Source organism: Desulfovibrio sp. SGI.102 (assembly GCF_050314315.1).
In the GTDB taxonomy this organism is placed as follows: domain Bacteria; phylum Desulfobacterota; class Desulfovibrionia; order Desulfovibrionales; family Desulfovibrionaceae; genus Desulfovibrio.
Genome location: NZ_JBNPNC010000001.1, coordinates 19271 through 41018, shown reverse-complemented (window position 1 = coordinate 41018; position 21748 = coordinate 19271). Strand labels below are relative to the sequence as shown.

The 21748-nt window shown below is 64.7% G+C and carries 23 protein-coding genes; 1 reads left to right on the top strand and 22 read right to left on the bottom strand.

The genetic code is table 11. The features are described from left to right. Nucleotides 1–68 precede the first annotated feature (68 nt). The 21 genes from lon to yqeB form a co-directional block, all read right to left on the bottom strand. On the bottom strand, nucleotides 69–2537 hold the full coding sequence (gene lon, locus ACQRCJ_RS00200) for an endopeptidase La (protein ID WP_427799169.1): 2469 nt from the start codon (nucleotides 2535–2537) through the stop codon (nucleotides 69–71). Between the two features lie 56 nt (nucleotides 2538–2593). Beyond that, entirely contained in the window at nucleotides 2594–3286 is a 693-nt protein-coding gene (locus ACQRCJ_RS00195; protein ID WP_168935428.1) for a JAB domain-containing protein, read from the bottom strand. 164 nt (nucleotides 3287–3450) lie between these two features. Next, complete coding sequence (gene holA / locus ACQRCJ_RS00190) at nucleotides 3451–4437, bottom strand: DNA polymerase III subunit delta (RefSeq protein ID WP_303930527.1); 987 nt, start codon at nucleotides 4435–4437, stop codon at nucleotides 3451–3453. Nucleotides 4438–4557: 120 nt separating this feature from the next. Further along, the gene (gene leuS / locus ACQRCJ_RS00185) at nucleotides 4558–7071 is read right to left on the bottom strand and encodes a leucine--tRNA ligase (RefSeq protein ID WP_427799150.1); all 2514 of its coding nucleotides are present in this window, start codon (nucleotides 7069–7071) and stop codon (nucleotides 4558–4560) included. Between the two features lie 15 nt (nucleotides 7072–7086). After that, on the bottom strand, nucleotides 7087–7560 hold the full coding sequence (gene nusB, locus ACQRCJ_RS00180) for a transcription antitermination factor NusB (protein ID WP_168935425.1): 474 nt from the start codon (nucleotides 7558–7560) through the stop codon (nucleotides 7087–7089). A gap of 3 nt (nucleotides 7561–7563) precedes the next feature. Beyond that, on the bottom strand, nucleotides 7564–8034 hold the full coding sequence (ribH, locus tag ACQRCJ_RS00175) for a 6,7-dimethyl-8-ribityllumazine synthase (RefSeq protein WP_006003824.1): 471 nt from the start codon (nucleotides 8032–8034) through the stop codon (nucleotides 7564–7566). Between the two features lie 9 nt (nucleotides 8035–8043). Next, a complete protein-coding gene (locus ACQRCJ_RS00170; protein ID WP_168935424.1) occupies nucleotides 8044–8706 on the bottom strand; it encodes a riboflavin synthase in 663 nt (220 codons plus the stop codon). 3 nt (nucleotides 8707–8709) lie between these two features. Then, a complete protein-coding gene (gene ribD, locus ACQRCJ_RS00165) occupies nucleotides 8710–9852 on the bottom strand; it encodes a bifunctional diaminohydroxyphosphoribosylaminopyrimidine deaminase/5-amino-6-(5-phosphoribosylamino)uracil reductase RibD (protein WP_204625031.1) in 1143 nt (380 codons plus the stop codon). Beyond that, complete coding sequence (locus ACQRCJ_RS00160) at nucleotides 9845–10324, bottom strand: deoxycytidylate deaminase (protein ID WP_040368923.1); 480 nt, start codon at nucleotides 10322–10324, stop codon at nucleotides 9845–9847. The genes ribD and ACQRCJ_RS00160 overlap by 8 nt, the downstream gene beginning before the upstream one ends. 247 nt (nucleotides 10325–10571) lie before the next feature. Beyond that, nucleotides 10572–11810 carry a serine hydroxymethyltransferase gene (glyA, locus tag ACQRCJ_RS00155; protein ID WP_168935421.1) on the bottom strand — a complete coding sequence of 413 codons (1239 nt, stop codon included), beginning with the start codon at nucleotides 11808–11810 and terminating at the stop codon, nucleotides 10572–10574. A gap of 21 nt (nucleotides 11811–11831) precedes the next feature. Continuing rightward, entirely contained in the window at nucleotides 11832–13079 is a 1248-nt protein-coding gene (fabF, locus tag ACQRCJ_RS00150) for a beta-ketoacyl-ACP synthase II (protein WP_168935420.1), read from the bottom strand. A 120-nt stretch (nucleotides 13080–13199) separates the two neighbouring features. Then, complete coding sequence (gene acpP / locus ACQRCJ_RS00145; protein WP_006003837.1) at nucleotides 13200–13436, bottom strand: acyl carrier protein; 237 nt, start codon at nucleotides 13434–13436, stop codon at nucleotides 13200–13202. A 65-nt stretch (nucleotides 13437–13501) separates the two neighbouring features. Further along, nucleotides 13502–14254 (bottom strand): 3-oxoacyl-[acyl-carrier-protein] reductase, encoded by a 753-nt coding sequence (gene fabG, locus ACQRCJ_RS00140; RefSeq protein ID WP_006003839.1) that lies wholly within the window; start codon nucleotides 14252–14254, stop codon nucleotides 13502–13504. A 62-nt stretch (nucleotides 14255–14316) separates the two neighbouring features. Beyond that, the gene (locus ACQRCJ_RS00135; protein WP_168935419.1) at nucleotides 14317–15303 is read right to left on the bottom strand and encodes a beta-ketoacyl-ACP synthase III; all 987 of its coding nucleotides are present in this window, start codon (nucleotides 15301–15303) and stop codon (nucleotides 14317–14319) included. Nucleotides 15304–15318: 15 nt separating this feature from the next. Further along, a complete protein-coding gene (gene plsX, locus ACQRCJ_RS00130) occupies nucleotides 15319–16353 on the bottom strand; it encodes a phosphate acyltransferase PlsX (RefSeq protein ID WP_072334025.1) in 1035 nt (344 codons plus the stop codon). After that, a complete protein-coding gene (gene rpmF / locus ACQRCJ_RS00125; protein ID WP_006003844.1) occupies nucleotides 16353–16535 on the bottom strand; it encodes a 50S ribosomal protein L32 in 183 nt (60 codons plus the stop codon). Before rpmF ends, plsX begins: the two co-directional genes overlap by 1 nt. A gap of 107 nt (nucleotides 16536–16642) precedes the next feature. Further along, nucleotides 16643–17194 carry a YceD family protein gene (locus ACQRCJ_RS00120; RefSeq protein ID WP_427799149.1) on the bottom strand — a complete coding sequence of 184 codons (552 nt, stop codon included), beginning with the start codon at nucleotides 17192–17194 and terminating at the stop codon, nucleotides 16643–16645. A gap of 83 nt (nucleotides 17195–17277) precedes the next feature. Then, entirely contained in the window at nucleotides 17278–17907 is a 630-nt protein-coding gene (locus tag ACQRCJ_RS00115; protein WP_168935417.1) for a LysE family translocator, read from the bottom strand. Continuing rightward, on the bottom strand, nucleotides 17883–18176 hold the full coding sequence (locus ACQRCJ_RS00110; protein ID WP_168935416.1) for a GIY-YIG nuclease family protein: 294 nt from the start codon (nucleotides 18174–18176) through the stop codon (nucleotides 17883–17885). Before ACQRCJ_RS00110 ends, ACQRCJ_RS00115 begins: the two co-directional genes overlap by 25 nt. After that, complete coding sequence (locus ACQRCJ_RS00105) at nucleotides 18163–18648, bottom strand: hypothetical protein (protein WP_168935415.1); 486 nt, start codon at nucleotides 18646–18648, stop codon at nucleotides 18163–18165. The genes ACQRCJ_RS00110 and ACQRCJ_RS00105 overlap by 14 nt, the downstream gene beginning before the upstream one ends. A 12-nt stretch (nucleotides 18649–18660) precedes the next feature. After that, nucleotides 18661–19470 (bottom strand): selenium-dependent molybdenum cofactor biosynthesis protein YqeB, encoded by an 810-nt coding sequence (gene yqeB / locus ACQRCJ_RS00100; RefSeq protein ID WP_304038251.1) that lies wholly within the window; start codon nucleotides 19468–19470, stop codon nucleotides 18661–18663. A 149-nt stretch (nucleotides 19471–19619) separates the two neighbouring features. Between yqeB and ACQRCJ_RS00095 the strand changes: the two genes are divergently transcribed. Then, a complete protein-coding gene (locus ACQRCJ_RS00095; protein ID WP_427799148.1) occupies nucleotides 19620–20276 on the top strand; it encodes a tetratricopeptide repeat protein in 657 nt (218 codons plus the stop codon). A gap of 425 nt (nucleotides 20277–20701) precedes the next feature. Here the strand turns inward: ACQRCJ_RS00095 and ACQRCJ_RS00090 are convergent, their stop codons facing one another. Then, complete coding sequence (locus tag ACQRCJ_RS00090) at nucleotides 20702–21706, bottom strand: hypothetical protein (protein WP_168935412.1); 1005 nt, start codon at nucleotides 21704–21706, stop codon at nucleotides 20702–20704. Between the last annotated feature and the right edge of the window lie 42 nt (nucleotides 21707–21748).

Genomic DNA, 21748 nt, shown 5'->3' with positions numbered 1-21748 from the left:
AAGGCCCGGGGCAACGCCATGTCGTCCCGGGCCATCCGCGTCACCGCCTTGCAGGGGCGACAGCGGCGTTATTTCTTTTCCGTGGCCGGAGCGGCTTTCCTGGCACGCGCGGCCGTCTTTTTGACGGGTTCGAAGGCCAGGGCCAGCACATCATCATAAGTGTGCGCGGGGTGGACCTTGATCTTTTTCAGCAGTTCCTTGGGGACCTCTTCCAGATCCTTGACGTTCTGGCTGGGGATGATGACATGCTTGAGCCCGCGTGCCACACCGGCCAGGATCTTTTCCTTGATGCCGCCCACGGGCAGCACCCGGCCCTGCAGGGTGATCTCGCCGGTCATGCAGGTATCGGCCCGCACGATGCGGCCGCTCAGGGTCGAGATCAGGGCCGAGGTCAGCGTGACACCGGCGGAGGGGCCGTCCTTGGGCACGGCACCGGCAGGCACATGGATGTGGATGTCCTGCGTATCGCTGAAGTCCGCGTCGATGCCCAGGCTGTCGGCCCGGCTGCGGATGTAGCTCATGGCGATGCGGGCGCTTTCCTTCATGACGTCGCCCAGCTGGCCCGTGAGCTGCAGGTTGCCCTTGCCCTTCATGCAGGCGCATTCGATGGTCAGCACCTCGCCGCCGGCCGGGGTCCAGGCCAGGCCCAGAGCCATGCCGGGCATGAGGCGCTTGTCCTTCTCGTCTTCGATGAAGCGCGGCGCGCCCAGCAGTTTTTCCACCATGGCGCTGTCCACGGTGAAGCTGCCCTTCTTGCCTTCGGCACGCTGGCGGGCCAGCTTGCGGCAGATGGAGCCCAGCTCCCGTTCCAGGTTGCGCAGGCCGGCTTCGCGGGTATAGCCGCGGATGACGGCGGTAAGGGCGGTATCGTCCATGATGACGTCACCTTCACGCAGGCCGTTCTCCGTCACCTTCTTGGGCAGCAGGTGGCGTTTGGCGATCTCCACCTTTTCCTGCATGGTGTAGCCGGGCAGGCTGATGACCTCCATACGGTCGCGCAGGGGAGGCGGGATGGTCTCCAGATGGTTGGCCGTACACAGGAACATGACCTTGGAAAGGTCGAAGGGCACGTTCAGGTAGTGGTCGCTGAAGGTATGGTTCTGTTCGGGGTCCAGCACTTCCAGCAGAGCGGACGAGGGGTCGCCCCGGAAATCGGAACCCAGCTTGTCCACTTCGTCCAGCACGATGACCGGGTTGCGGGTACCGGCCTGCTTGATGGCCTGGATGATGCGGCCGGGCATGGCGCCGATATAGGTGCGGCGGTGGCCGCGGATCTCGGCCTCGTCATGCATGCCGCCCAGGGACAGGCGCTGGAAATGACGGCCCAGGGCCCGCGCGATGGAGCGGCCCAGCGAGGTCTTGCCCACGCCTGGAGGGCCGGCGAAGCAGAGGATGGGCCCCTTGGACTGGGGATTGAGCTTGCGCACGCTGAGGAATTCCAGGATGCGGTCCTTGATCTTGTCCAGACCGTAGTGGTCCTCATCCAGGATGGCCTTGGCATGAGCGATGTCCAGACGGTCGCGGGAAAGCTTCTTCCACGGCAGTTCCACCAGCCAGTCGAGATAGGTGCGCACCACGTTGGCCTCGGAAGAATCGGCGTGCATGCCGGACAGGCGGCGCAATTGCTTGTCCGCTTCCTTGCGCACGTCCTTGGGCAGACCGGCCTTGTCCAGGGCCTTGCGCAGCTCGTCCAGCTCTTCTTCGCCTTCGGAGGCCGCATCGCCCAGTTCGTGACGGATGGCCTTGATCTGTTCGCGCAGGAAGTATTCCTTCTGCGCCTTGTCCATGCCTTCGCGGGCCGTGCTCTGGATGTGGGCCTGCATGGTGGCCACTTCCACCTCGCGTTCGAGCTGGATGTTGACCAGCATCAGGCGCTCCACGGGGTTCACGGCTTCGAGGATGCGCTGGGCCTCGGCGGTCTTCATGCGCAGGTTGGCGGCGATGAGGTCGGCCAGACGGCCCGGTTCATCCACGCCTTGGAGCACGGCCAGGATGTCCGGGGAGGCCACGCCACGCAGCTGGAGCACCTTTTCGCTCTGCTCACGGGCGGAGCGCAGCAGGGCTTCTATCTTGGCGTCGCGCGGGGGCGTCTCTTCCTGCAGGACGGTGATGCGGGCTTCCAGATAGGGCTCCACACGGTGGTAGCCTTCCACCTTGGCCCGGCTGGCGCCCTGCACCAGGATCTTGATGCGGCCGTCGGGCATCTTGAGCATGCGCATGACCTGCACCACCGTACCGGCAGTGTAGAGGTCGTTGGGGCCGGGATCTTCGGTGGATTCTTCCTTCTGGGTGCAGACCAGCAGGTGGCGGCCCTTCTTGAGGGCGGCTTCCACGGCTTTGACGGATTTTTCGCGACCGATGAACAGCGGCAGGATCATGTAGTTGAACACTACGACATCCCGAACGGGCAGCACCGGCAGCAGGTCGGAGATCTGCTGTTCGCCGGGGGCCGACGCCTGTTCGTCGCCGCTCGTCCCCTGGTCCTGTCCGGCGGCATCCACCGCCTGGCTCAGGGCATCCTGCAACTGGGACAGCATGTCCTCCAGCGGATGGTCGTTCTTTTTCTGATCAGACATATATACTCCCGGACTGCTTACAGGTGTCTGCACTGGCAGATGCTGTAGCAGCCATTATCGGTGACGATCACATGGTCCAGAAAACGCAGCCCCATGTTGACGGCCAGCTCCCGCACGGTATTGGTGAAGATGAGGTCGGGCTGGGAGGGCCGGGTCTGGCCGCCCGGATGGTTGTGCACCAGGATGATGCCGCTGGCCTTGTAGCGCAGGGCAGGCTCCAGTACATCGCGGGGCAGCAAAGGGACGCTTTCCACATTGCCCTGGCGCAGGCGTTCCCAGGCCACGAGGCGGTTGCCCGCATTGACCATGGCCAGCCAGCATTCTTCCTGCTGGCTGCCGGCCAGACGGGCCCGGGCCATCTCGGCCACTGCCTGGGGCGTTGCCACTTCCACCCCCTGCAACAGGGGCGCGGCCGCATGGCGGGCCAGCACTTCGCGCAGTACCTGCCACATGGAGAGCAGGCCGGGGCCGAAACCCGGCACGGCCAGCAGCTGTTCCGGCGGAGCGTCCAGCACGCCGCGGATATTGTGGAAACGCAGCAGCAGTTCCCGGGCCAGCGGTTTGGTATCCTTGCGCGGCTGCCCGTAGCCCAGCAACAGTTCCAGGATCTCATAATCGGCCACGGCCAGAGGCTCGCGAGCCAGTCGCTGACGCAGGCGGCTGCGGTGGCCGCTATGGGGAGAGGCAGAGGATACAGGCATTGCGGTCATAAGGTAAGATGCTTTTTGGCAAGCGCAAGGGGCAGAAAAGAGATTCATTGAGGGGAGGGGGCCCCTCATCTCTGCTGTCGATGCCCGTTGCGACGGAGAAAGCTGCGGGCGACAGCGGAACAAGGGGGGCTTCCCCCAAAAAATCCGTGTGCTTTCAAAAATCCCTAGCGCCGGGCAGCAGAGAAGAGGGCCACAAGATCGGTGGCCAGCTTGTCCAGGCTTTGCTCAGGCGTGCAGCGGCCGCTCTTGATGGCCAGCTCGGCGTCCATGATCATGCCCAGGCAGCGGGCCAGGGCGGCGGGGCCCAGACGGCGTGCCAGCTGTTGCTTGGCGTTGGCTTCGGAGGGATGGAAGCGGACTTTCTCGCCCGCGCAGGCCTGCCAGAGCTGGCGGAACTCGCGGGCCAGCAGGGAGAGCAGGGGAAAGAGCAGGCCTTCCACGTCCTTGCGGCCCCGGGCCAGCTCTTTCCAGACAGCGGCCAGGTTGCCGGCTTCCATATGGCGGATGCAGGCGAAGATATTGCATTCCGGGGCCCAGGAGCTGGTGGCCAGCATGTCCGTGGTGACGGACCAGGGCATGGCCTGCCCGTCATCCGCCGGGCGCAGGAGCAGGAGCTTTTCCAGTTCGTTCTCCACGGCCTGGGCATCGGGGGGCACGGAGGTACAGAACTGTTCGAAGGCGTCGGCCTCGAAGGGGATGCCCAGGGCCTGGGCGCGGTCGCGGACATATTTCTTGATGCTGCGCTCGCTCAGGCCTTCGCTGCGCCAGATCCAGCCCTGCTGGTCGGCAAAGCCCAGGCAGCGCAGCTTGGCGATGTGGGCCGGGATCTTGGGCTGGCCTTTTTCCCAGGCCACTTCCAGGCAGAAGAAAGGCCAGCACTGTTCCGAGGGCCGGGCCAGAGCGGCGGAGATCTTTTTCCAGACCGCGGCGGGCCAGAGATGGGCCTGACGCACCACCAGCAGGCGCGGCGTACCGAACAGCCCCTGGAGGGTGAGCTGTTCCCAGAAGCGCGGCGAAGGCTCCTCGTCCCCCCAGTGGACGTGCCGTTCCCAGCGGCCGCTGTCGCCCTGGGCGCTCACAAGGGCTTCCAGACGGGCCTGCAAAAGGCGGCTGTCCGGGCAGACGAGAAAGGAAAAACCGGGTCTGGGCATGGTACGTCCTGGGTTCGGGATGGAAAACGACGTTGCGGGGAAAAAAGGCGGACGGCATGTCCGGGCCTTCTTCCCCCGCAACGGTTCAGTTCGGTATTGCGGAGCGGGGCTCCCTGCGGGCTAGTTGGCCACCACGTTGACCAGCTTGCCGGGCACCACCACGACCTTGCGGATGGTCAGGCCGCTGGTGTGACGCTGCACGGCGGCGTCGGCCAGGGCCACTTCTTCCATCCGGGCCTTGTCGGCACCGGCGGGCACTTCGATGGTACCGCGCAGCTTGCCGTTGACCTGCAGGGCGATGGTGACGGTATCCTGCACCAGGGCGCTTTCCTCGCACACGGGCCAGGCTTCTTCCTGCAGGGAAGAGGTGTGGCCCATGCGCTGCCACAGTTCCTCGCACAGGTGCGGGGTGATGGGCGAGAGCAGGGTCAGCACCGTGGCCATGGCCGAAGAGAAGACGCGGTTCTCGGCGTCGCTCTTGCCCAGCTTTTCACGGGACAGGTACATGGCGTTGACCAGTTCCATGACCGCGGAGATGGCGGTGTTGAACTGGAAGCGGTTGCCCATGTCCTCGGTGACCTTCTTGACCGTCAGGTGTTCGCGGCGGCGCAGGTCGCGGGCTTCGGGCGTGGTCACGTCGTCGGCACCGGCGCCGCAGGCCTTGACCGCGGACAGGCGCTCGGCCTCGTCCATGAACAGACGCCAGACGCGGTGCAGGAAGCGCGAGGAGCCTTCGATGCCGCTGTCGGACCAGTCGAAGTCACGCTCCGGCGGCGCGGCGAAGAGGCAGAACAGACGCACGGTGTCCGCGCCGTACTTGGCGATCATGGCCGTGGGGTCCACCACATTGCCCTTGGACTTGGACATCTTGCTGCCGTCCTTGAGCACCATGCCCTGGGTGAGCAGGTTGGTGAAGGGCTCGTCCAGGCCTTCGGGGTAGAAACCCAGGTCGCGCAGGACCTTGGTGAAGAAGCGGGCGTAGAGCAGGTGCAGGATGGCGTGTTCCACACCGCCGATGTACTGGTCCACGGGCAGCCAGTACTTGAGGGCGTCCATATCGAAGGCGCTCTCGGTATTGCGGGCGCCGGTGTAGCGGGCGAAGTACCAGGAGGACTCCACGAAGGTGTCCAGGGTATCGGTCTCGCGACGGGCCTCGCCACCGCAGACGGGGCAGGTGCAGTGCACGAAGGAGTCGGTCTCGGGCAGGGGAGAGCGGCCGTCTTCACGCACATGGGCATCCAGGGGCAGGAGCACGGGCAGGTTCTCTTCCTTCTCGGGCACCACGCCGCACTTGTCGCAGTAGATGACCGGGATGGGGGCGCCCCAGTAGCGCTGGCGCGAGATGTTCCAGTCACGCAGGCGGAACTGCGTGGTGGCCTTGCCCTTGCCTTCCTTTTCCAGACGTTCGGCCACGGCCTTCTTGCCGTCGGTGTTGGGCATGCCGTCGAAGTCGCCGGAATTGACCATCACGCCTTCGGTGGTGAAGGCGGCTTCCATGGTGGCGGGGTCGAGGACCTCGCCTTCGGGGCTGATGACCACCTTGACGGGCAGGCCATACTTGCGGGCGAATTCGAAGTCACGCTGGTCGTGGGCGGGCACGCCCATGACGGCGCCGGTACCGTAGTCGGCCAGGACGAAGTTGCCCAGCCACACGGGCACCTGCTGGCCGGTGAAGGGATGGATCACATAGGCGCCGGTGAAGATGCCTTCTTTTTCCAGATTGTCGGACTGGCGCTCCAGACGGTCCATGTTGCGGATGCGGGTCACGAAGGCGCGCACTTCGTCGGCCTTTTCGTAGCCTTCGATGAGCTTTTCCACCAGCGGATGTTCGGGGGCCAGGGTCAGGAAGGTCACGCCGAACACGGTGTCGGGACGGGTGGTGAAGACTTCCAGATGGTCGACGCCGTCCAGGGGAGCGGGCAGGCCGAAGCGCACGGCCGCACCGGTGGACTTGCCGATCCAGTTGCGCTGCATGGAGAGCACGCGGTCGGGCCAGCCGCCTTCCAGCTTCTGCAGGTCCTGCAGCAGTTCGTCACCATAGGCGGTGATGCGCAGGAACCACTGGGTCAGGTCCTTCTGTTCCACATGGCTGTCGCAGCGCCAGCACAGGCCGTCGATGACCTGTTCGTTGGCCAGCACGGTGTGGCAGGAGGGGCACCAGTTCTGGGGCGCCTTCTTGCGGTAGACCAGGCCCTTTTCCAGCAGGCGCAGGAAGAAGCTCTGCTCCCAGCGGTAGTACTCGGGGCGGCAGGTGGCCACTTCGCGGGACCAGTCATAGGAATAGCCCAGACGGCGCAGCTGCGCGCGCATGTTGTCTATGTTGGCATAGGTCCACTTGGCCGGATGGGTGTTGTGCTTGATGGCGGCATTTTCCGCGGGCAGGCCGAAGGCGTCCCAGCCCATGGGATGCAGCACGTTGAAGCCCTGCATGCGCTTGCAGCGGGCCACCACGTCACCGATGGAATAGTTGCGCACATGGCCCATGTGGATGTTGCCCGAGGGGTAGGGGAACATCTCCAGCACGTAATACTTGGGTTTGTCGCTGTGATGGTCGCAGGCAAAGGCATCCTGCTGCTGCCAGCGCTCCTGCCATTTCTGTTCGATGTCCTGCGGGGAATAACGATCTTGCGTCATGACACTTGTCTGCTTTTAGTTGGTGGAATCCTCTCCGGCGGAGAGGGAACCCTTTTCCAGAGCCTTGGCGGCGGCGTCCAGAATACCGTTGACAAAACTGGTGGCGTTGTCTTCGCCGAACTGGCGGGTCAGCTCCAGGGCCTCGTTGATGGCGACCTTGGCGGGGACGTCCTGGCGGTACAGCAGTTCGTACATGGCCAGGCGCAGCAGGGTCAGCTCCACGCGACCCATGCGGTCCACGCGCCAGTTGCGCGAGAAGCGGCTAATGGTCTTGTCCAGCTCATCGCGCCTGCTCCACACGCCCTGCACCAGATCCCAGGCAAAACCGGAAGGCAGCTCGCCTTCTTCGGTCTCCTGATGGTCGGGGGACTGCAGGAAGGCGCGGCGCACGTCTTCCAGCGAGGTGGCGTCGGCGAAGGACAGCCCGTACAGAACCTGAAAAGCCTGGGCGCGTTCGCCCCGGCGGCTGGCGGATTTACCCTTGCTCATGGATTACAGCTGCTCCAGCACGCGGATGGTTTCCAGCATGGCGGCGGCAGCTTCCACGCCCTTGTTGCCGCCCTTGGAACCGGCGCGTTCGATGGCCTGCTCGATGCTGTCGCAGGTCAGCAGGCCGAAGCCGATGGGGGTCTTGTACTGCAGCATCACCTGGGCGATGCCCTTGCTGGCTTCGTTGCACACGTAGTCGAAGTGGGGGGTGGCACCGCGGATCACGGCGCCCAGGGCCACGATGCCGTCATACTTGCCGCTGGCGGCCAGCTTCTGGCAGACCAGGGGCATCTCGAAAGCACCGGGGATGCGCACGATGGTGATGTTCTTGGCATCGAGGCCGTGGCGTTCCAGGTAGTCCAGGGCGCCGCCGGTCAGGCGGTCCACGATGAAGTCGTTGAAACGGGTGGCCAGGATGGCGATCTTGAGGCCTTTGGCATCAAGCATGCCGCTGATGGTAGTGGGATTGCTCATGGTCTGCTCCTAAAGAAAACCGTTTTGCAGTAAAAATTCCTTGTTGATGCCGCTGCTCTTCTGCGGCGTGGCGGGCCCGTCGGCCTGGCACTGCATGATGCGGCGCACGTACTTGCCGATGAGGTCCGTCTCCATGTTCACGCGGCTGCCCGGGCGCCAGTGCAGCATGGTGGTGCGTTTCTGGGTGTCCGGGATGACGTTGACGGTCAGGAAATCCTTGCCGCAGGCATTGATGGTCAGGCTGATGCCGTCCAGCGTGACGGAGCCCTTTTCGATGACTTCCGCCGCGAAGGCCGGCGGGAAGGCCAGCGTGCAGCGCAGGGAAGAACCGGCCTGTTCCACGGAACGCACCGTGGCCACGCAGTCCACATGGCCGCTGACCAGATGCCCGCCCAGGCGGTCGCCCAGGGCCAGGGCCCGTTCCAGATTGACCAGGTCGCCCTTGCGCAGGTCGCCCAGGGTGGTGCGGGAAAGGCTCTCGCCCGAAGCATAGACAGTGAAGGTGGAACCGCTGTGCCGTTCCACGGACAGGCAGGCGCCGTTATGGGCGATGGACTCCCCGTCCACGATATTTTCCAGAGGGAAGAGGGGACGCACTTCCATGCGGCACTCCTGGCCGCTGCGGCGCAGGCCCACGATCTCGCCCTGTCCCTGGATGATGCCGGTAAACATGGTCTACTCCTGAGGAATGGCCGGTCGCAGCTGCAGGTGGACGTCGCCGTCGCACAGGGAGGTGCGGCAGACGCGCAGGTCCAGGGCCTCGGCCATGGTGAGGGGGCTGCGGCCGTCGAACAGGGGCGCGGCCTCGTTGTCGCCCAGGATGCGCGGCGCCAGATGCAGCAGGAATTCGTCGGCAAAGCCCGCTTCCAGCAGGGAAAGGGCCAGATGCCCGCCGCCTTCGCAAAGCACGTAGGGGCAGTGCAGGTCCTCGTACAGCATGTGGAACATGGCCGGGAAGTCCGGGCAGCCGCGCTGCCCGGGGCCAAGGGCCAGCACGCGCACGCCCATCTGGCGCAGGGCGTGGGCCGCCGTGGAGGCCGCCGCCGCAGGCGAGCAGAGGAAGACCGCCTGATGGGGACGCTCCTTGAGCAGATGGATGTCGCCCGCGGGATTGGGCAGGCGCGAGGTCAGCACACAGGCCAGCGGCTGCTGTTCCACCGTCTCACCGGGGATGCGGGCCGTGAGGCAGGGGTTGTCGGCCCGGAAGGTGCCGCCGCCCACCAGCACGGCGCCCCCGGCACGGCCGATACCGGCACGCAGGCGATGCACCAGAGCGCGCGAACCTTCGCTGCTGACCCAGCGGGAGTGGCCGGTACGGGTGGCGATGCGCCCGTCCATGGTGGCGGCCATCTTGAGGATCACATAGGGGCGGCCCTGCTGCCAGGCCAGGAAATCGGCCACCTGGTCGCGGCATTCCCGCTCGCAGACCGGGCCGATGACTTCCACACCGGCGGCACGCAGGCGTTCGGCACCGCCGGCCGCCTTGGGGGTGGGGTCGTACAGGCCGATGACCACGCGCTTGATGCCCGCGGCCAGCACGGCTTCGCTGCAGGGCGGGGTCTTGCCGTAATGGTTGCAGGGCTCCAGCGTGACCACCAGGGTGCACTGGGCGGGGTCGATGCCCTGACGCTGCGCGTCGCGCAGGCATTCCACCTCGGCGTGGGGCTGCCCGGCGGCATGGTGCCAGCCGCGCGCCACCACCTGACCGTCGCGCACCAGCACGGCGCCCACCGTGGGATTGGGACAGGCGCTCCAGCGGCCGTTCTCGGCCAGGGCCAGGGCCTCACGCATGAAGGGGGCGAAAATGTTCTCAGACATGCTGCGGTCCTTTGAGCATGTCGGGCGAGAAGGGGATCTGCTCGAAGGTCACACCGGCCTCGCTGAGCATGGCCAGTCCCAGCTCGTCGGGATAATGCTCGCTGTACCAGATATGTTTGATGCCGCAATTGATGAGCATCTTGCTGCACATGGCGCAGGGAAAGGTGGTGCAGTACAGCTCCGCCCCGGCGATGCTCACGCCGTGCACGGCGGCCTGGATGATGACGTTCTGTTCGGCGTGCAGGCCGCGGCAGATCTCGTGGCGCTGCCCGGAAGGGATGCCCATCTGTTCGCGCAGGCAGCCCGTCTCCAGACAATGGCGCACGCCGGAGGGCGCACCGTTGTAACCGGTGGCCAGGATGTGCCTGTCCTTGACGGCGATGGCGCCCACCTTGCGGCGCAGGCAGGTGGAGCGCTCGCGCACCAGATAGGTGATGCTCATGAAATAATCGGGCCAGGGCATTCGTTGCATGACAGTACTCGCAATAAAAAGTTGGACTACCTTACACGCAGCCGGGGCAAAAGCCAAGCCCGCCGGTGGCAGGGACCACGGACGGAAAAGGCCGCCAGAGGCGGCCTTTCCAAAAGGGGGGCTTTCCGCAAGGCACCATCAGCAGCAGCGACCGGCAGGTCGGGGCCGCCGGCAGGCGCGGCGGAAAAAAAGAGGGAGGGACCCCATCCCGTACGGGACGGGGCCTCCTCCCTCCTGTCGTGCATGGTTACCAGGTGAACAGGGGATAGGCGCGGGCGAATTCCTCCACGCGGCTGCGGATGGCGGCCAGGGAGGCAGGCTCGTTGCGCTTTTCGATGGCTTCCACGATGAAGGCCGCCACCTGGCGCATCTCGTCTTCCTTCATGCCGCGGGTGGTCAGGGCAGCGGTGCCCAGACGCACGCCGGAGGTCACGAAGGGCGAGCGGGTCTCGAAGGGGATGGTGTTCTTGTTGACCGTGATGCCGGCGGCATCGAGGGCATGTTCGGCATCCTTGCCGGTCACGTCCTTGTTGGTCAGGTCCACCAGCATGAGGTGGTTGTCCGTACCGCCGGACACCAGCCGGAAGTCCGCATCGGTCAGGCACTGGGCCAGCACGGCGGCGTTCTTGACGATCTGCTGGCTGTAGGTCTTGAAGCCGGGGCGCAGGGCCTCGCCAAAGGCCACGGCCTTGGCGGCGATGACGTGCATCAGCGGGCCGCCCTGGATGCCGGGGAAGATCTGGCTGTTGAGGCTCTTGCCGCGGGTCTCGTCGGAGAGGATCATGCCGCCGCGGGGACCGCGCAGGGTCTTGTGCGTGGTCGTGGTGGTGATGTGGGCGTACGGGATGGGGCTCTCGTGCAGACCGGCAGCCACCAGGCCCGCGATGTGGGCCATGTCCACCATGAGGACGGCACCCACTTCGTCGGCGATGGCGCGGAAGCGGGCGAAGTCGATCTTGCGGGGATAGGCGCTGGCACCGGCCACGATGGCGGCGGGCTTGTGCTCACGGGCGATACGGGCCACTTCGTCATAGTCGATGCAGCCGGTCTCGCGGTTCACGCCGTAGAAAACGTTGTTGAACAGCTTGCCCGAGAAGTTGACGGGGCTGCCGTGGGTCAGATGGCCGCCGTGGCTCAGATCCATGCCCAGGATGGTGTCGCCGGGCTTGAGGAAGGAGAAGTAGGCGCCCATGTTGGCTTGGGAACCGGAGTGGGGCTGCACGTTGGCGTATTCGCAGCCAAAGAGCTTCTTGGCGCGTTCGATGGCCAGGTTCTCGGCGATGTCCACGTATTCGCAGCCGCCGTAGTAGCGCTTGCCCGGATAGCCTTCGGCGTACTTGTGGGTCATCACGCTGCCCTGGGCCTCACGCACGGCCGGGGAAACAAAGTTTTCCGAAGCGATCAGTTCCAGTTTGGTGACCTGGCGCTGGGATTCCAGGATGATGGCCTGGGCCAGTTCCGGGTCCTGAAGCAAGATTTCATCCATTCTACCGCTCTCCCTTTGGGGCTAGTCGTTCCACTTCTTCAGGATCAGGCTGGCATTGGTGCCGCCGAAACCGAAGGAATTGCACATGGCGTATTCACAGGGGATATGGGCGGAACCGCCGGCCATGTAATCCAGATCGCAGTTGGGATCGGGATTTTCCAGATTGATGGTGCCGGGCAGCCAGCCGGTATGCAGGGCCATGGCGGTGAACACGCTCTCCACACCGCCCGCGGCACCCAGCAGGTGACCGGTCATGGACTTGGTGGCAGAGATCTTGATCTTGGAAGCGTGCTCGCCGAACACCAGTTTGATGCCCTTGGTCTCGGTCTTGTCGTTGAGCTGGGTGGAGGTGGCGTGGGCATTGATGTGCCCGATGGCCTCGGGGGCCAGACCGGCGTCGCGCAGGGCGTTCTGCATGGCGCGGGCCATGCCTTCGCCGGAATCGGCGGGAGCGGTCATGTGGAAAGCGTCGTCGGAGGCGCCGTAGCCCACCACTTCGGCGTAGATCTTGGCGCCGCGGGCCTTGGCGTGTTCCAGTTCTTCCAGCTGCAGCAGGCCGGCGCCTTCACCGATGACGAAGCCGTCGCGGTTGCCGTCGAAGGGACGGGAGGCCTTGGCAGGCTCATCATTGTAATGGCTGGAAAGGGCCTTCAGGGCCGTGAAGCCGGCCACGCCCAGAGGCGTCACCGTGGCTTCCACACCGCCGGTGATGGCCGTGCTGATGCGGCCCAGCAGGATCTCGCTGAAGGCGGTGCCGATGCCGTGGATGGCGGAAGCACAGGCGGTGGTGGTCACGATGTTGGGACCCTTGGCGCCGGTGAAAATGGCGATCTGGCCGGGGCCCATGTTGGAGATGAGCATGGGGATCAGGAAGGGAGAAACCTTGCCGGGACCACCCTGCAGCAGCTTGGCGTGATAGGTCTCGATGGTCTTCAGGCCACCCAGGCCGATGCCCAGGATGACGCCCACGTCGTAGGCGTTGTCGTCATTGATGACCAGGCCGGAGTCTTTGAGGAGCTGCTGGGCGGCCACCACGGCGAACTGGGTGAAGCGGTCCATGCGGCGGGCCTGTTTGGCCGGGATGAAATCTTCGGCAACGAAGTCTTTCACTTCGCCGGCAACGCGCGAGTCATAGTCGGTGGCATCGAAAAGGGTGATGGGGCCGATACCGGATTCGCCGGCAAGCAGGCGCTTCCAGGTAGTTTCAAGGTCATTGCCCAGAGGGGTGATGGCGGAAAGACCAGTGATGACAACGCGCGGACGACTCATGGATACTCCTTGGACAGGCGGGGCTTGTGCCTGGAAAAAATACTCGAGTTGAGGCCGGAAGGGGAAAAACGCACCGGGCAAGCCCGGTGCGTTCCAATTTTCCGGCAGACAGGGAAAAACTTAGCCCTGCTTGCTTTCGATGTAGCTGATGGCGTCCTGCACCTTCAGGATCTTCTGGGCGTCGTCATCGGCGATTTCGATGTCGAATTCTTCTTCCATGGCCATGATCAGTTCGGTCAGGTCCAGGGAGTCAGCGCCCAGGTCTTCCACGAAGGAAGCTTCGGGCTTCACTTCTTCAGCGCTCACACCCAGCTGGTCCACGATGATTTTGGTCACTTTGGCTGCAACTTCAGACATGGTTATCCTCCAACTCGCTTTGTGTTTTCCGGTAGCGGGAGCGGCAGCATGCGCGGCCGCAGTTTTTAGCAGTACATGCCGCCGTTGACGGCCAGCACCTGGCCGGTGATGTAGGCAGCCTTGTCCGAAGCCAGGAAGGCCACGGCATCGGCGATCTCCTGGGCGGTGCCCATGCGTTTCAGCGGGATGGCGGCTTCATAGGAGGCGCGCACATCGTCGCTCAGGGCGGCGGTCATGTCGGTTTCGATAAATCCGGGGGCCACGGCATTGACCGTGATCTGGCGCGCGGCCAGTTCCTTGGCGCAGGACTTGGTCAGACCCAGCAGGCCGGCCTTGGCGGCGCTGTAGTTGGCCTGTCCGGCGTTGCCCATCTGGCCCACGACGGAAGAGATGTTCACGATGCGGCCGTGACGGGCCTTGGTCATGATCTTGGCGGCTTCGCGGGTGCAGATGAAGGCACCGCGCAGGTTGATGGTGATGACGCGGTCGAAGTCATCGTCCTTCATGCGGACCAGGAAGCCGTCCTTGGTGATGCCGGCATTGTTGACCAGCACGGCCAGATTGACCTTGCCTTTGATATGTTCGGCAAAAAAGGCAGCCACGGCTTCGCCGTCGCCCACGTTGAGGGGCAGGGCCAGGGCACGGCCGCCGGCAGCCTCGATCTCCGCCACGGTCTTGTCGGCTTCTTCGGGACGGCTCACGTAGGTGAGGATGACCTGATAGCCGTCACGGGCCAGGGTCAGGGCAACGGCGCGACCGATGCCGCGGGAACCGCCGGTAACCAGCGCGGTAGGAGTGGTGGAATCAAGATTGCTCATGATGCTGCCTCAATGGATTTTATGATATAGCAGAAAAGGGCCGAGTTCAACGCCGCGGCAGCCTAGAACTGCAGCAGGGCCGCGCCCCAGGTCAGGCCGCTGCCGAAGGCGGTCACCAGCACACGGTCCCCGGCCTTGATGCGGCCCTGGGCCATGGCTTCCACCAGGGCCAGCGGCACGGAGGCGGAAGAGGTGTTGCCGTATTCGGCCACGTTGGTGAACACGTGATCCAGACCGATCTTCAGGCGGCTGCCCACGGCCTCGATGATGCGCATGTTGGCCTGGTGGGGCACGAAAAGATCGACGTCAGCGGCCGTGAGGCCGTTGCGCTCCAGCAGTTCCTGGCAGATGCCGGACATCTGGCGCACGGCATGCTTGTAGACTTCACGGCCCTGCATGGAGATGAAAAAGTCGTCGCCCACGGGATCGCCGGGCTTGTACTGGCAGCTGGTGCCGCCGCCCACGATGATGAGGTCGTGCAGGCTGCCGTCGCTCTTGCAGATGCTGTCCTGCACGCGGGCCAGGGCGTTCTCGGGATCGCTGTTCAGGATGCAGGCGCCGGCGCCGTCGCCGAAGAGCACGCAGGTGCTGCGGTCGCTCCAGTTGACGCGGCGGGTAAGGGCCTCGGTGCAGACGAAAAGGATCTGGGAAGCCGGATCCTGGCAGAGCAGGGCGTCCGCCAGATGCAGGCCGTACAGGAAGCCGGAGCAGGCGGAGCCGAAGTCGAAGGACATGGCCGGGCCGGCACCGATGTTGCCGCCGATGATGCAGGAAAGCGAGGGGCTGAGATGGTCCGGCGTACAGGTGGCCGTGAGGATGTGGGTCAGCTTGGCAGCATCGAGACCGGCATCTTCCAGAGCCTTGCGGGCGGCATGGGTCCCGAGGTCGGAGGCATTCTCTTCCTGGGGCAGGCGGTGACGACGCTTGATGCCGGTACGGGTGGTGATCCACTCGTCGTTGGTCTCCACCAGTTTGCTCAGGTCATCGTTGGTCAGGACCTCGGCGGGAACGTAGCTGCTGAGGGCGTGCAGATAGCAGTTTGGCTTCATAGAAATACCCGTGGCTTAAATGGCGCGTGAGAAGCGGGTGAGTTCCTCGTTGGCCAGGATGGTTTCGGCAAGACGGTCGTTGGTGCCCTTGCGTACGAAGGTACCGGCCATCTTGATGGCGTTCTGCATGGCGCGGGCGCTGGAACGGCCGTGGCAGACGATGGCCAGGCCCTGCAGGCCCAGAAGGGGGGCGCCGCCGTATTCGGCGTAGTCGATGGTGGTGGCGAACTTTTTGAAGGCGCCCTTGGCCAGCATGCCGCCCAGGGCGGGCAGGAAACCGGAGGTGAACAGGCGCTTGAGCATGCGGACCAGGGCCGAGGCCAGGCCTTCGCTCATCTTGACCACCACGTTGCCCACAAAACCGTCGCAGACCACGACATCGATATCGCCCGTAAAGATGTCGCGGCCTTCGGCATTGCCCACGAAGTTGAGATTCTGGGCGAGTTTGAGCAGTTCGTAGGCTTCCTTGACCTGGCTGTTGCCCTTGCCTTCCTCTTCGCCGATGCTCAGCAGGCTGACACGCGGGGCCGCATAGCCCAGCAGGTCACGCGCGAAGGCGTCGCCCATGAGGCCGAACTGGAAAAGATGATAGGGCCGGCAGTCCACGTTGGCGCCGGCGTCCAGCACGACCACGGGATTCTTTTCCGTGGGCAGCAGGGCAGCCAGCGCCGGGCGTTCGACGCCCGGCAGCCGACCCATGATGAACATGCCGCACGCGACAGTGGCGCCGGAATGACCGGCGCTGACCACGGCATCGGCCTTGCCGTCCTTGACGAGACGGCAGGCCACCTGGATAGAAGCGTTTTTCTTGCGGCGAAGGATGTCCGAAGGCTTTTCATTCATGTGCACCACATCATCAGCCTGGACGATGTCGAAATGCACGTTGGCAAGGTCGAGCTTGGCGAGTTCCGCTTCCACCTTGGGGGTATCCCCCACAAGGAGGACGTGCAAGTCATGAAGCCTGGCGGCGTCGATGGCACCAGGAACAACCACGGAGGGGCCAAAGTCCCCTCCCATGGCATCAACGGCTATGATGGGGCGCGCGTTCATTACTCAGCTTCGGTCTTGGCGATCACCTGACGGCCCTTGTAAGCGCCGCAGTTGGGGCACACGCTATGGGGCACGGTGGGCTCGCCGCAGGAGCAGTAGATGACGGTGGGGGTGGCCACGCGGTCGTGGGAACGACGCATGCCCTTGCGGGAACGGGACTTTTTGTTTTGCTGGACAGCCATGATGTTCTCCTTCTCCGAGAGATCGGAAATGATATGCTTTTTGGGCGTGAGTGACCCTATGGGCCAAGCTCAAGAGGCAAGAGCCTAGCAGAAAAAAAATTTGATGTCTAGTTTTTGCGCAATTTCAGCCCGCGCAGGACGGCCATGCGCGGGTCGCCCTCTTCCGGGGCGCACTGGCAGGGGCCGTCATTGAGGTTGGCGCCGCACTGGGGGCACAGGCCTTTGCAGTCAGGGCGGCACAGGGGATTGACCGGCAGGGCCAGGACGAATTCTTCCCAGCAGATGGCGCCCAGATCGAGATACGACACGCCATTCTCCACGACGACGCGACTTTCCAGCAGGTCTTCACCGGTGGTCGCGGCCTCTTCGTCTTCGGGTTCGGCGGCGGTCTCCTCAAAATTTTCGAAATGCGAATCCACGGTCACGGTCACGTCTTCGGCGCAACGGTTGCAGGGCAGCACCACGGTACCGGTGATGCTCCCGCGCACCAGATAGCCGCCTTCCAGGGGTATGATGCCGAGCTCGGCTTTCAGGGGATCGATGATGCGGCAGTCCATCTGGAACTCGGCCAGCGGTCCCTGCCAGATGGCGGGATCGTCCAGCGTCATGTCCTTGCCGGAAGGGGAAATCTCACTGAGCGGGATACGATAGTTCTGCATGGTCACCTCAATGCGGCCTTCTTACTCGGCGCTCAAGCCTGTGTCAAGCCCGGAAGGGGCGGCGTCACAGGCCTTTGCGCGGCTCAGGCCACGCAGGAAAAGATCAGCATCACGGCCAGGGCCACGAAGACAAGACCGGCCACGCGGTGCATGAGCATCTGGCCGCGCGGCGAGCTGTTGAACCAGTGGGCCAGGCGGCCGCCCAGGGCCGAGACGGCCGTGAAGACGAGGAAGGCCGCCAGCATGAAGAGCAGGCCCAGTTCCATGACCTGCAGGGCCACGCTGCCGCGTTCCGGCGCGCAGAACTGCGGCAGGAAGGCCAGGAAGAAGAGCGTCACCTTGGGGTTGGTGATGTTCATGATGACCCCGCGGCGGTACAGGCCCCAGTAGCCCAGGAACCGGCTTTCCTGCAGATGGGCCATGCTGGCCCCGGCCCGGAAGGAGAGCCAGGCCAGGTAGAGCAGGTAGGCCGCCCCGACGACGGTCAGCAGGGTGAAGGCCAGCGGCGAGGTCATGAAGATGCCCGCCACGCCCACGGCTACTATTGTTGTATGGAAGCACAGGCCGGAGATGAGCCCCAGGGTGGTGGCCACACCGGCCCGCATGCCGTAAAGGGCGGACTGGGTGAGGACGAAGATGATGTCCGGTCCCGGGGCAAGGGCCAGCATGAGGGCAGTCACGAAAAACGTCAGGACAGTATCCAGGGGCAGCATTGGGGAAACTCTTTCAGGGCCTGTTCCTTGCGGGAGCGGGGCAGTCGTTTGATATGATATTCCAGGCGCAGGGCCTCCTGCCGGGACGTACAGGCCCGGGAGAGCAGCAGGGCCACGGGCCTGCGCGGGCGCGTATAGCGGGCCCCGCCGGCCAGACGGCCGTTGTGCTGGGCCAGACGCCGGTCAAGGTCGGTGGTCACGCCGCAGTACAGGGTGTCATCGGCGCAGCGCAACAGATAGACATGCCATGTGGCATCACTGGAAGCCACCGGAGAGCCAGCCTACCAGCAAAAAGCTGATGGTCCAGCTGAGGATGCGGCCGGGCCACGGGTTGGGGGGATTGCCCGCCAGCATGGAGCGCATCTCGCGCATGGAGTTGAGGACAGAGCCGATGGCATGGAAGACCATGAAGCCGATACTGGCCAGCAGACCGAACTGGATCCCGGCGATGATGATCAGGGCCAGGGTGATGCCGGGCGCCAGACCGGCCTGCCGGCTGCTGCCCGAGGTCCAGATGGTCTGGAAATGGAGGCCGCCGTTCCAGGGGCTGCGGCTGCCGCGGAACTGTTCCTGGCCGTAACCGCCCCGGCAGGAGCGGCCGTAAGGCCCCTGGCCCCTGCCGTCGTCACAGCCGTCGTGGATGATCTCGGCCTCGATGACGCGTTCGTCATCGCGGGACTGACCGCTGTCGCTCCGGGGAGAGGGGTATCTGTTCTGGGGATCGGGATTGAAGGGGGACATGATACTCCTGTATCAGGTAGAAAGGTTATAGCGGGCGGCTATGGCCCGCAGCACGCCCCTGCCCAGGCAGCGGGCGCGTGAGGAAACTTTGTCCAGGGGCACGTGGTCCAGCGGCTCGATGTCGCACACCTTGGCCCCTGCACGCACCGGAAGGCCGGAGCGCAACAGGCCGCGCAAACGGCCGGACAGGGGAGCCGGGACGGGAACACCGTCCACCCGGCCCACTTCCTGCCCCTGAAGGACATGGCTGCCCAGAGGCAGGGGGCTTGCGAAGACACCGGCACACGGGGCACGGCCCACGCGCTGTTCGGAGCGGCCATGCTCGCAGGGGATGCCGGTATTGGCCAGGGCCTGTCCCTGCCGGAGGCAGCGGCCCATGTCCGGGCCGAAACTTTCGATGACGCAGTGGACGTCCCGCCCGGCTTCGATGCCCGGGCCAAGGGCGATGACCAGATCCGCCATGTCCGGGGAAAGGCCGCGGGCCTTCTTGCTCATGGTGGCGTCCACGAAGACCTGCGGACAGAGCTCGCGCAGGCTCGCGCCATCTTCGTCCACCAGCAGGGGCAGGGCCTCTCCGGTCTGCCAGAGGGCACGGCAGGCGGCCGTATCGGGGCACAGTCGGGCTTCGAGTCCTTCCACCCGGGCCTTGCCTTCGAAGACCGCCTCGGAAAAGACCACCAGACGGCGGATGGCACGCGGCCGGGCGCACTCCAGCAGCACGAGCCTGTGCAGGCCCGCGTGCCACAGCTCCAGGGCCACACCGGTGCCCATGTCTCCGGCACCCCGGATGACGATAAGGGGACAGAATCCTTTTTGCATCATGACAAAAATGCATCTTGCCGGGCCAGTCGTCAAGGGCCGGGGGACGCGCGGACAGGATGCTTGTGTCCCGTCCCGGGGCGGCGTATGGTGGCCTGCACGCGTGTCCCCGGCCTGATGCCGGAAGAGGAAACGACACGCAAGGAGAGATCATGAACAAGATACTCGCGACAGGCCTGCTGGGCCTTGCCCTGGTGAGCGTCATCCCTGCCGTGGCCGCGGACAGCAAGGCGGACAAGACCTGGCAGGAAGCCTGGACGGCCTACAATATCGGCCAGTACAAAAAAACGCTGCGCCTGCTGCAGCCCCTGGCCTCGGACGGCGATGCCCGCTCGCAGGTGCTGCTGGGCCGCTGCTACGAGAACGGCCTGGGCGTCCCGCAGGATCTGGCAACGGCTTTCAAATGGTATATGCTGGCGGCGGAACAGAACGATGCCGAAGCCCAGACCCTGGTGGCCTATATGCTGCGTTCCGGTGCGGGCGTGCCGCGCGACACCAATGGCTATCTGCAGTGGATGCAGCGTGCGGCCCAGAGCGGTTATGCCGAGGCCCAGTTCAACATGGCGCTGATCTGCGCCGACGGTGAACTGGTGACCAAGGACCCCGAACAGAGCTTCGACTGGGCCAAGCGTGCCGCCGAACAGGGCAATGGCCAGGCCCAGCGCTTCCTGGGCGCCTGCTATGAAGTGGGCTTCGGCGTGCCGCAGGATGCCACGGAGTCCGCCCTCTGGTATGCCAAGGCCGCCCAGCAGGGACTGGAACGGGACGGCAGCATCTTCTCTCATATCCGCCAGTATCCCAAGCCGTAGACCGTGCCTATCCGTCACTGCGGCACGTCCGGTACCGCATCTGACGGACAGATAAAAAAACAGGGCCAGTCTCCCTTGTGTGGGGACTGGCCCTGTTGCGCAGGCGGTCCAAAAAAACGATAGCCGGCAACATATCGTATGGTGCGCCGGAAGGGGGCCGCCCAAACTGTCCGGCCGTGTCGCGTAGGGCATCCCATGCGCGGCGGCAAGGCGATGCATCTCTTTCCGGGGCACCCCCATTCTTTGCCTTCATGCCGGACCTTGTCTTTCTCCCGCATCATGCCGGGGGACGGTGAGTCGCGCACAGCCTGCGCGACACGAGGCCTTGCCGGTGATCCGGTCAAAAGTTTTTGGCAGGGATGGGGGAGTTTGAGGGGGAAGGGGAGACCTTTTTTCAAAAAGGGGCCCCCTTCCCCCTCATCCTTTTATTCCTGCTCTTCAGCTTCCATATCGGCCAGCAGCTGGCGGATGCCGTCCAGGCGGGCGGCCGCCGTGTCCTTGAGACCCGCATGGAGCTCATTGCCGACGATGCCTTCCAGGGTATCGGCCAGCCAGGGGAAGAGGCTGTCGGCCAGGGCTTCGGCCTGCGTCACCGAAGAAAGGCCGCTCAGGGCCTGACGCTGCATGCGGATGTAGATCTCTTCCGCCGTGGCCAGGTTACGATGACGGGCAGTGAACAGATCGCCCAGGCAGGGCGTGGTGCAATCCTGCGCGGCGGCTTCCAGCGACTGGCGCTGGGCCTGCATGGTCTGGCGGAAACCGTCTTCGGGCAGACCGTCCTTGTCTTTTTTGTTTTGGGCGTAGGTCTGGGCAGCGGCGGCATAGGCCTGGGCGTCACAGACCAGGGGCAGGAGCTCGGCGGCCTGTTCCAGGCTCTCGCGCTGGCGTTCCAGGCTGTGGATGATCTTGCGGGCAAAGGCGGCCATCTTGCAGGCTCCGGGCTGCCCGGCGGCGTGACCGGCCTCGGCGGCTTCGGCCTCCTGCATGGCCAGGTTCAGGTCTTCGGCCACATGCAGGATCTCCAGCCCCAGCATGGCCTGGAGGTTGTTCTCGGCACGGGCCTGCTCCAGCAGCAGGATGTCCAGACGGGTCTCCTGCTCCAGATCGAGATATTCGGGCGACATGCGGCAGACCTGATCCATGACCAGGGCCACGTGTTCTTCCCAGACCTGTTGCAGCACGCTCTGGTCAGGCTCCTTGGCGTGTTTCTGCTGGGCGGGCAGAGCGGCCACGTCGATGCCGTCCAGATTGAAATTCTCCAAGCCCTTGGGGCCGTAGCAGCGGGCCAGACGGGCGGCCAGGGCCTGATCCAGCGGGTACTGGCTGATGAGGGCGGTGATGGCGTTCTCGTCAGCGCCCACGCGCTGGGCCTGGGCGATGTCCTGCAGGACGCTTTCCTTGTACGCGGACAGCTCTTCGGGCTGCTTCATGACGAACTCCTGAAAAGCCGGATGATCCCGGCGTGTGATCTG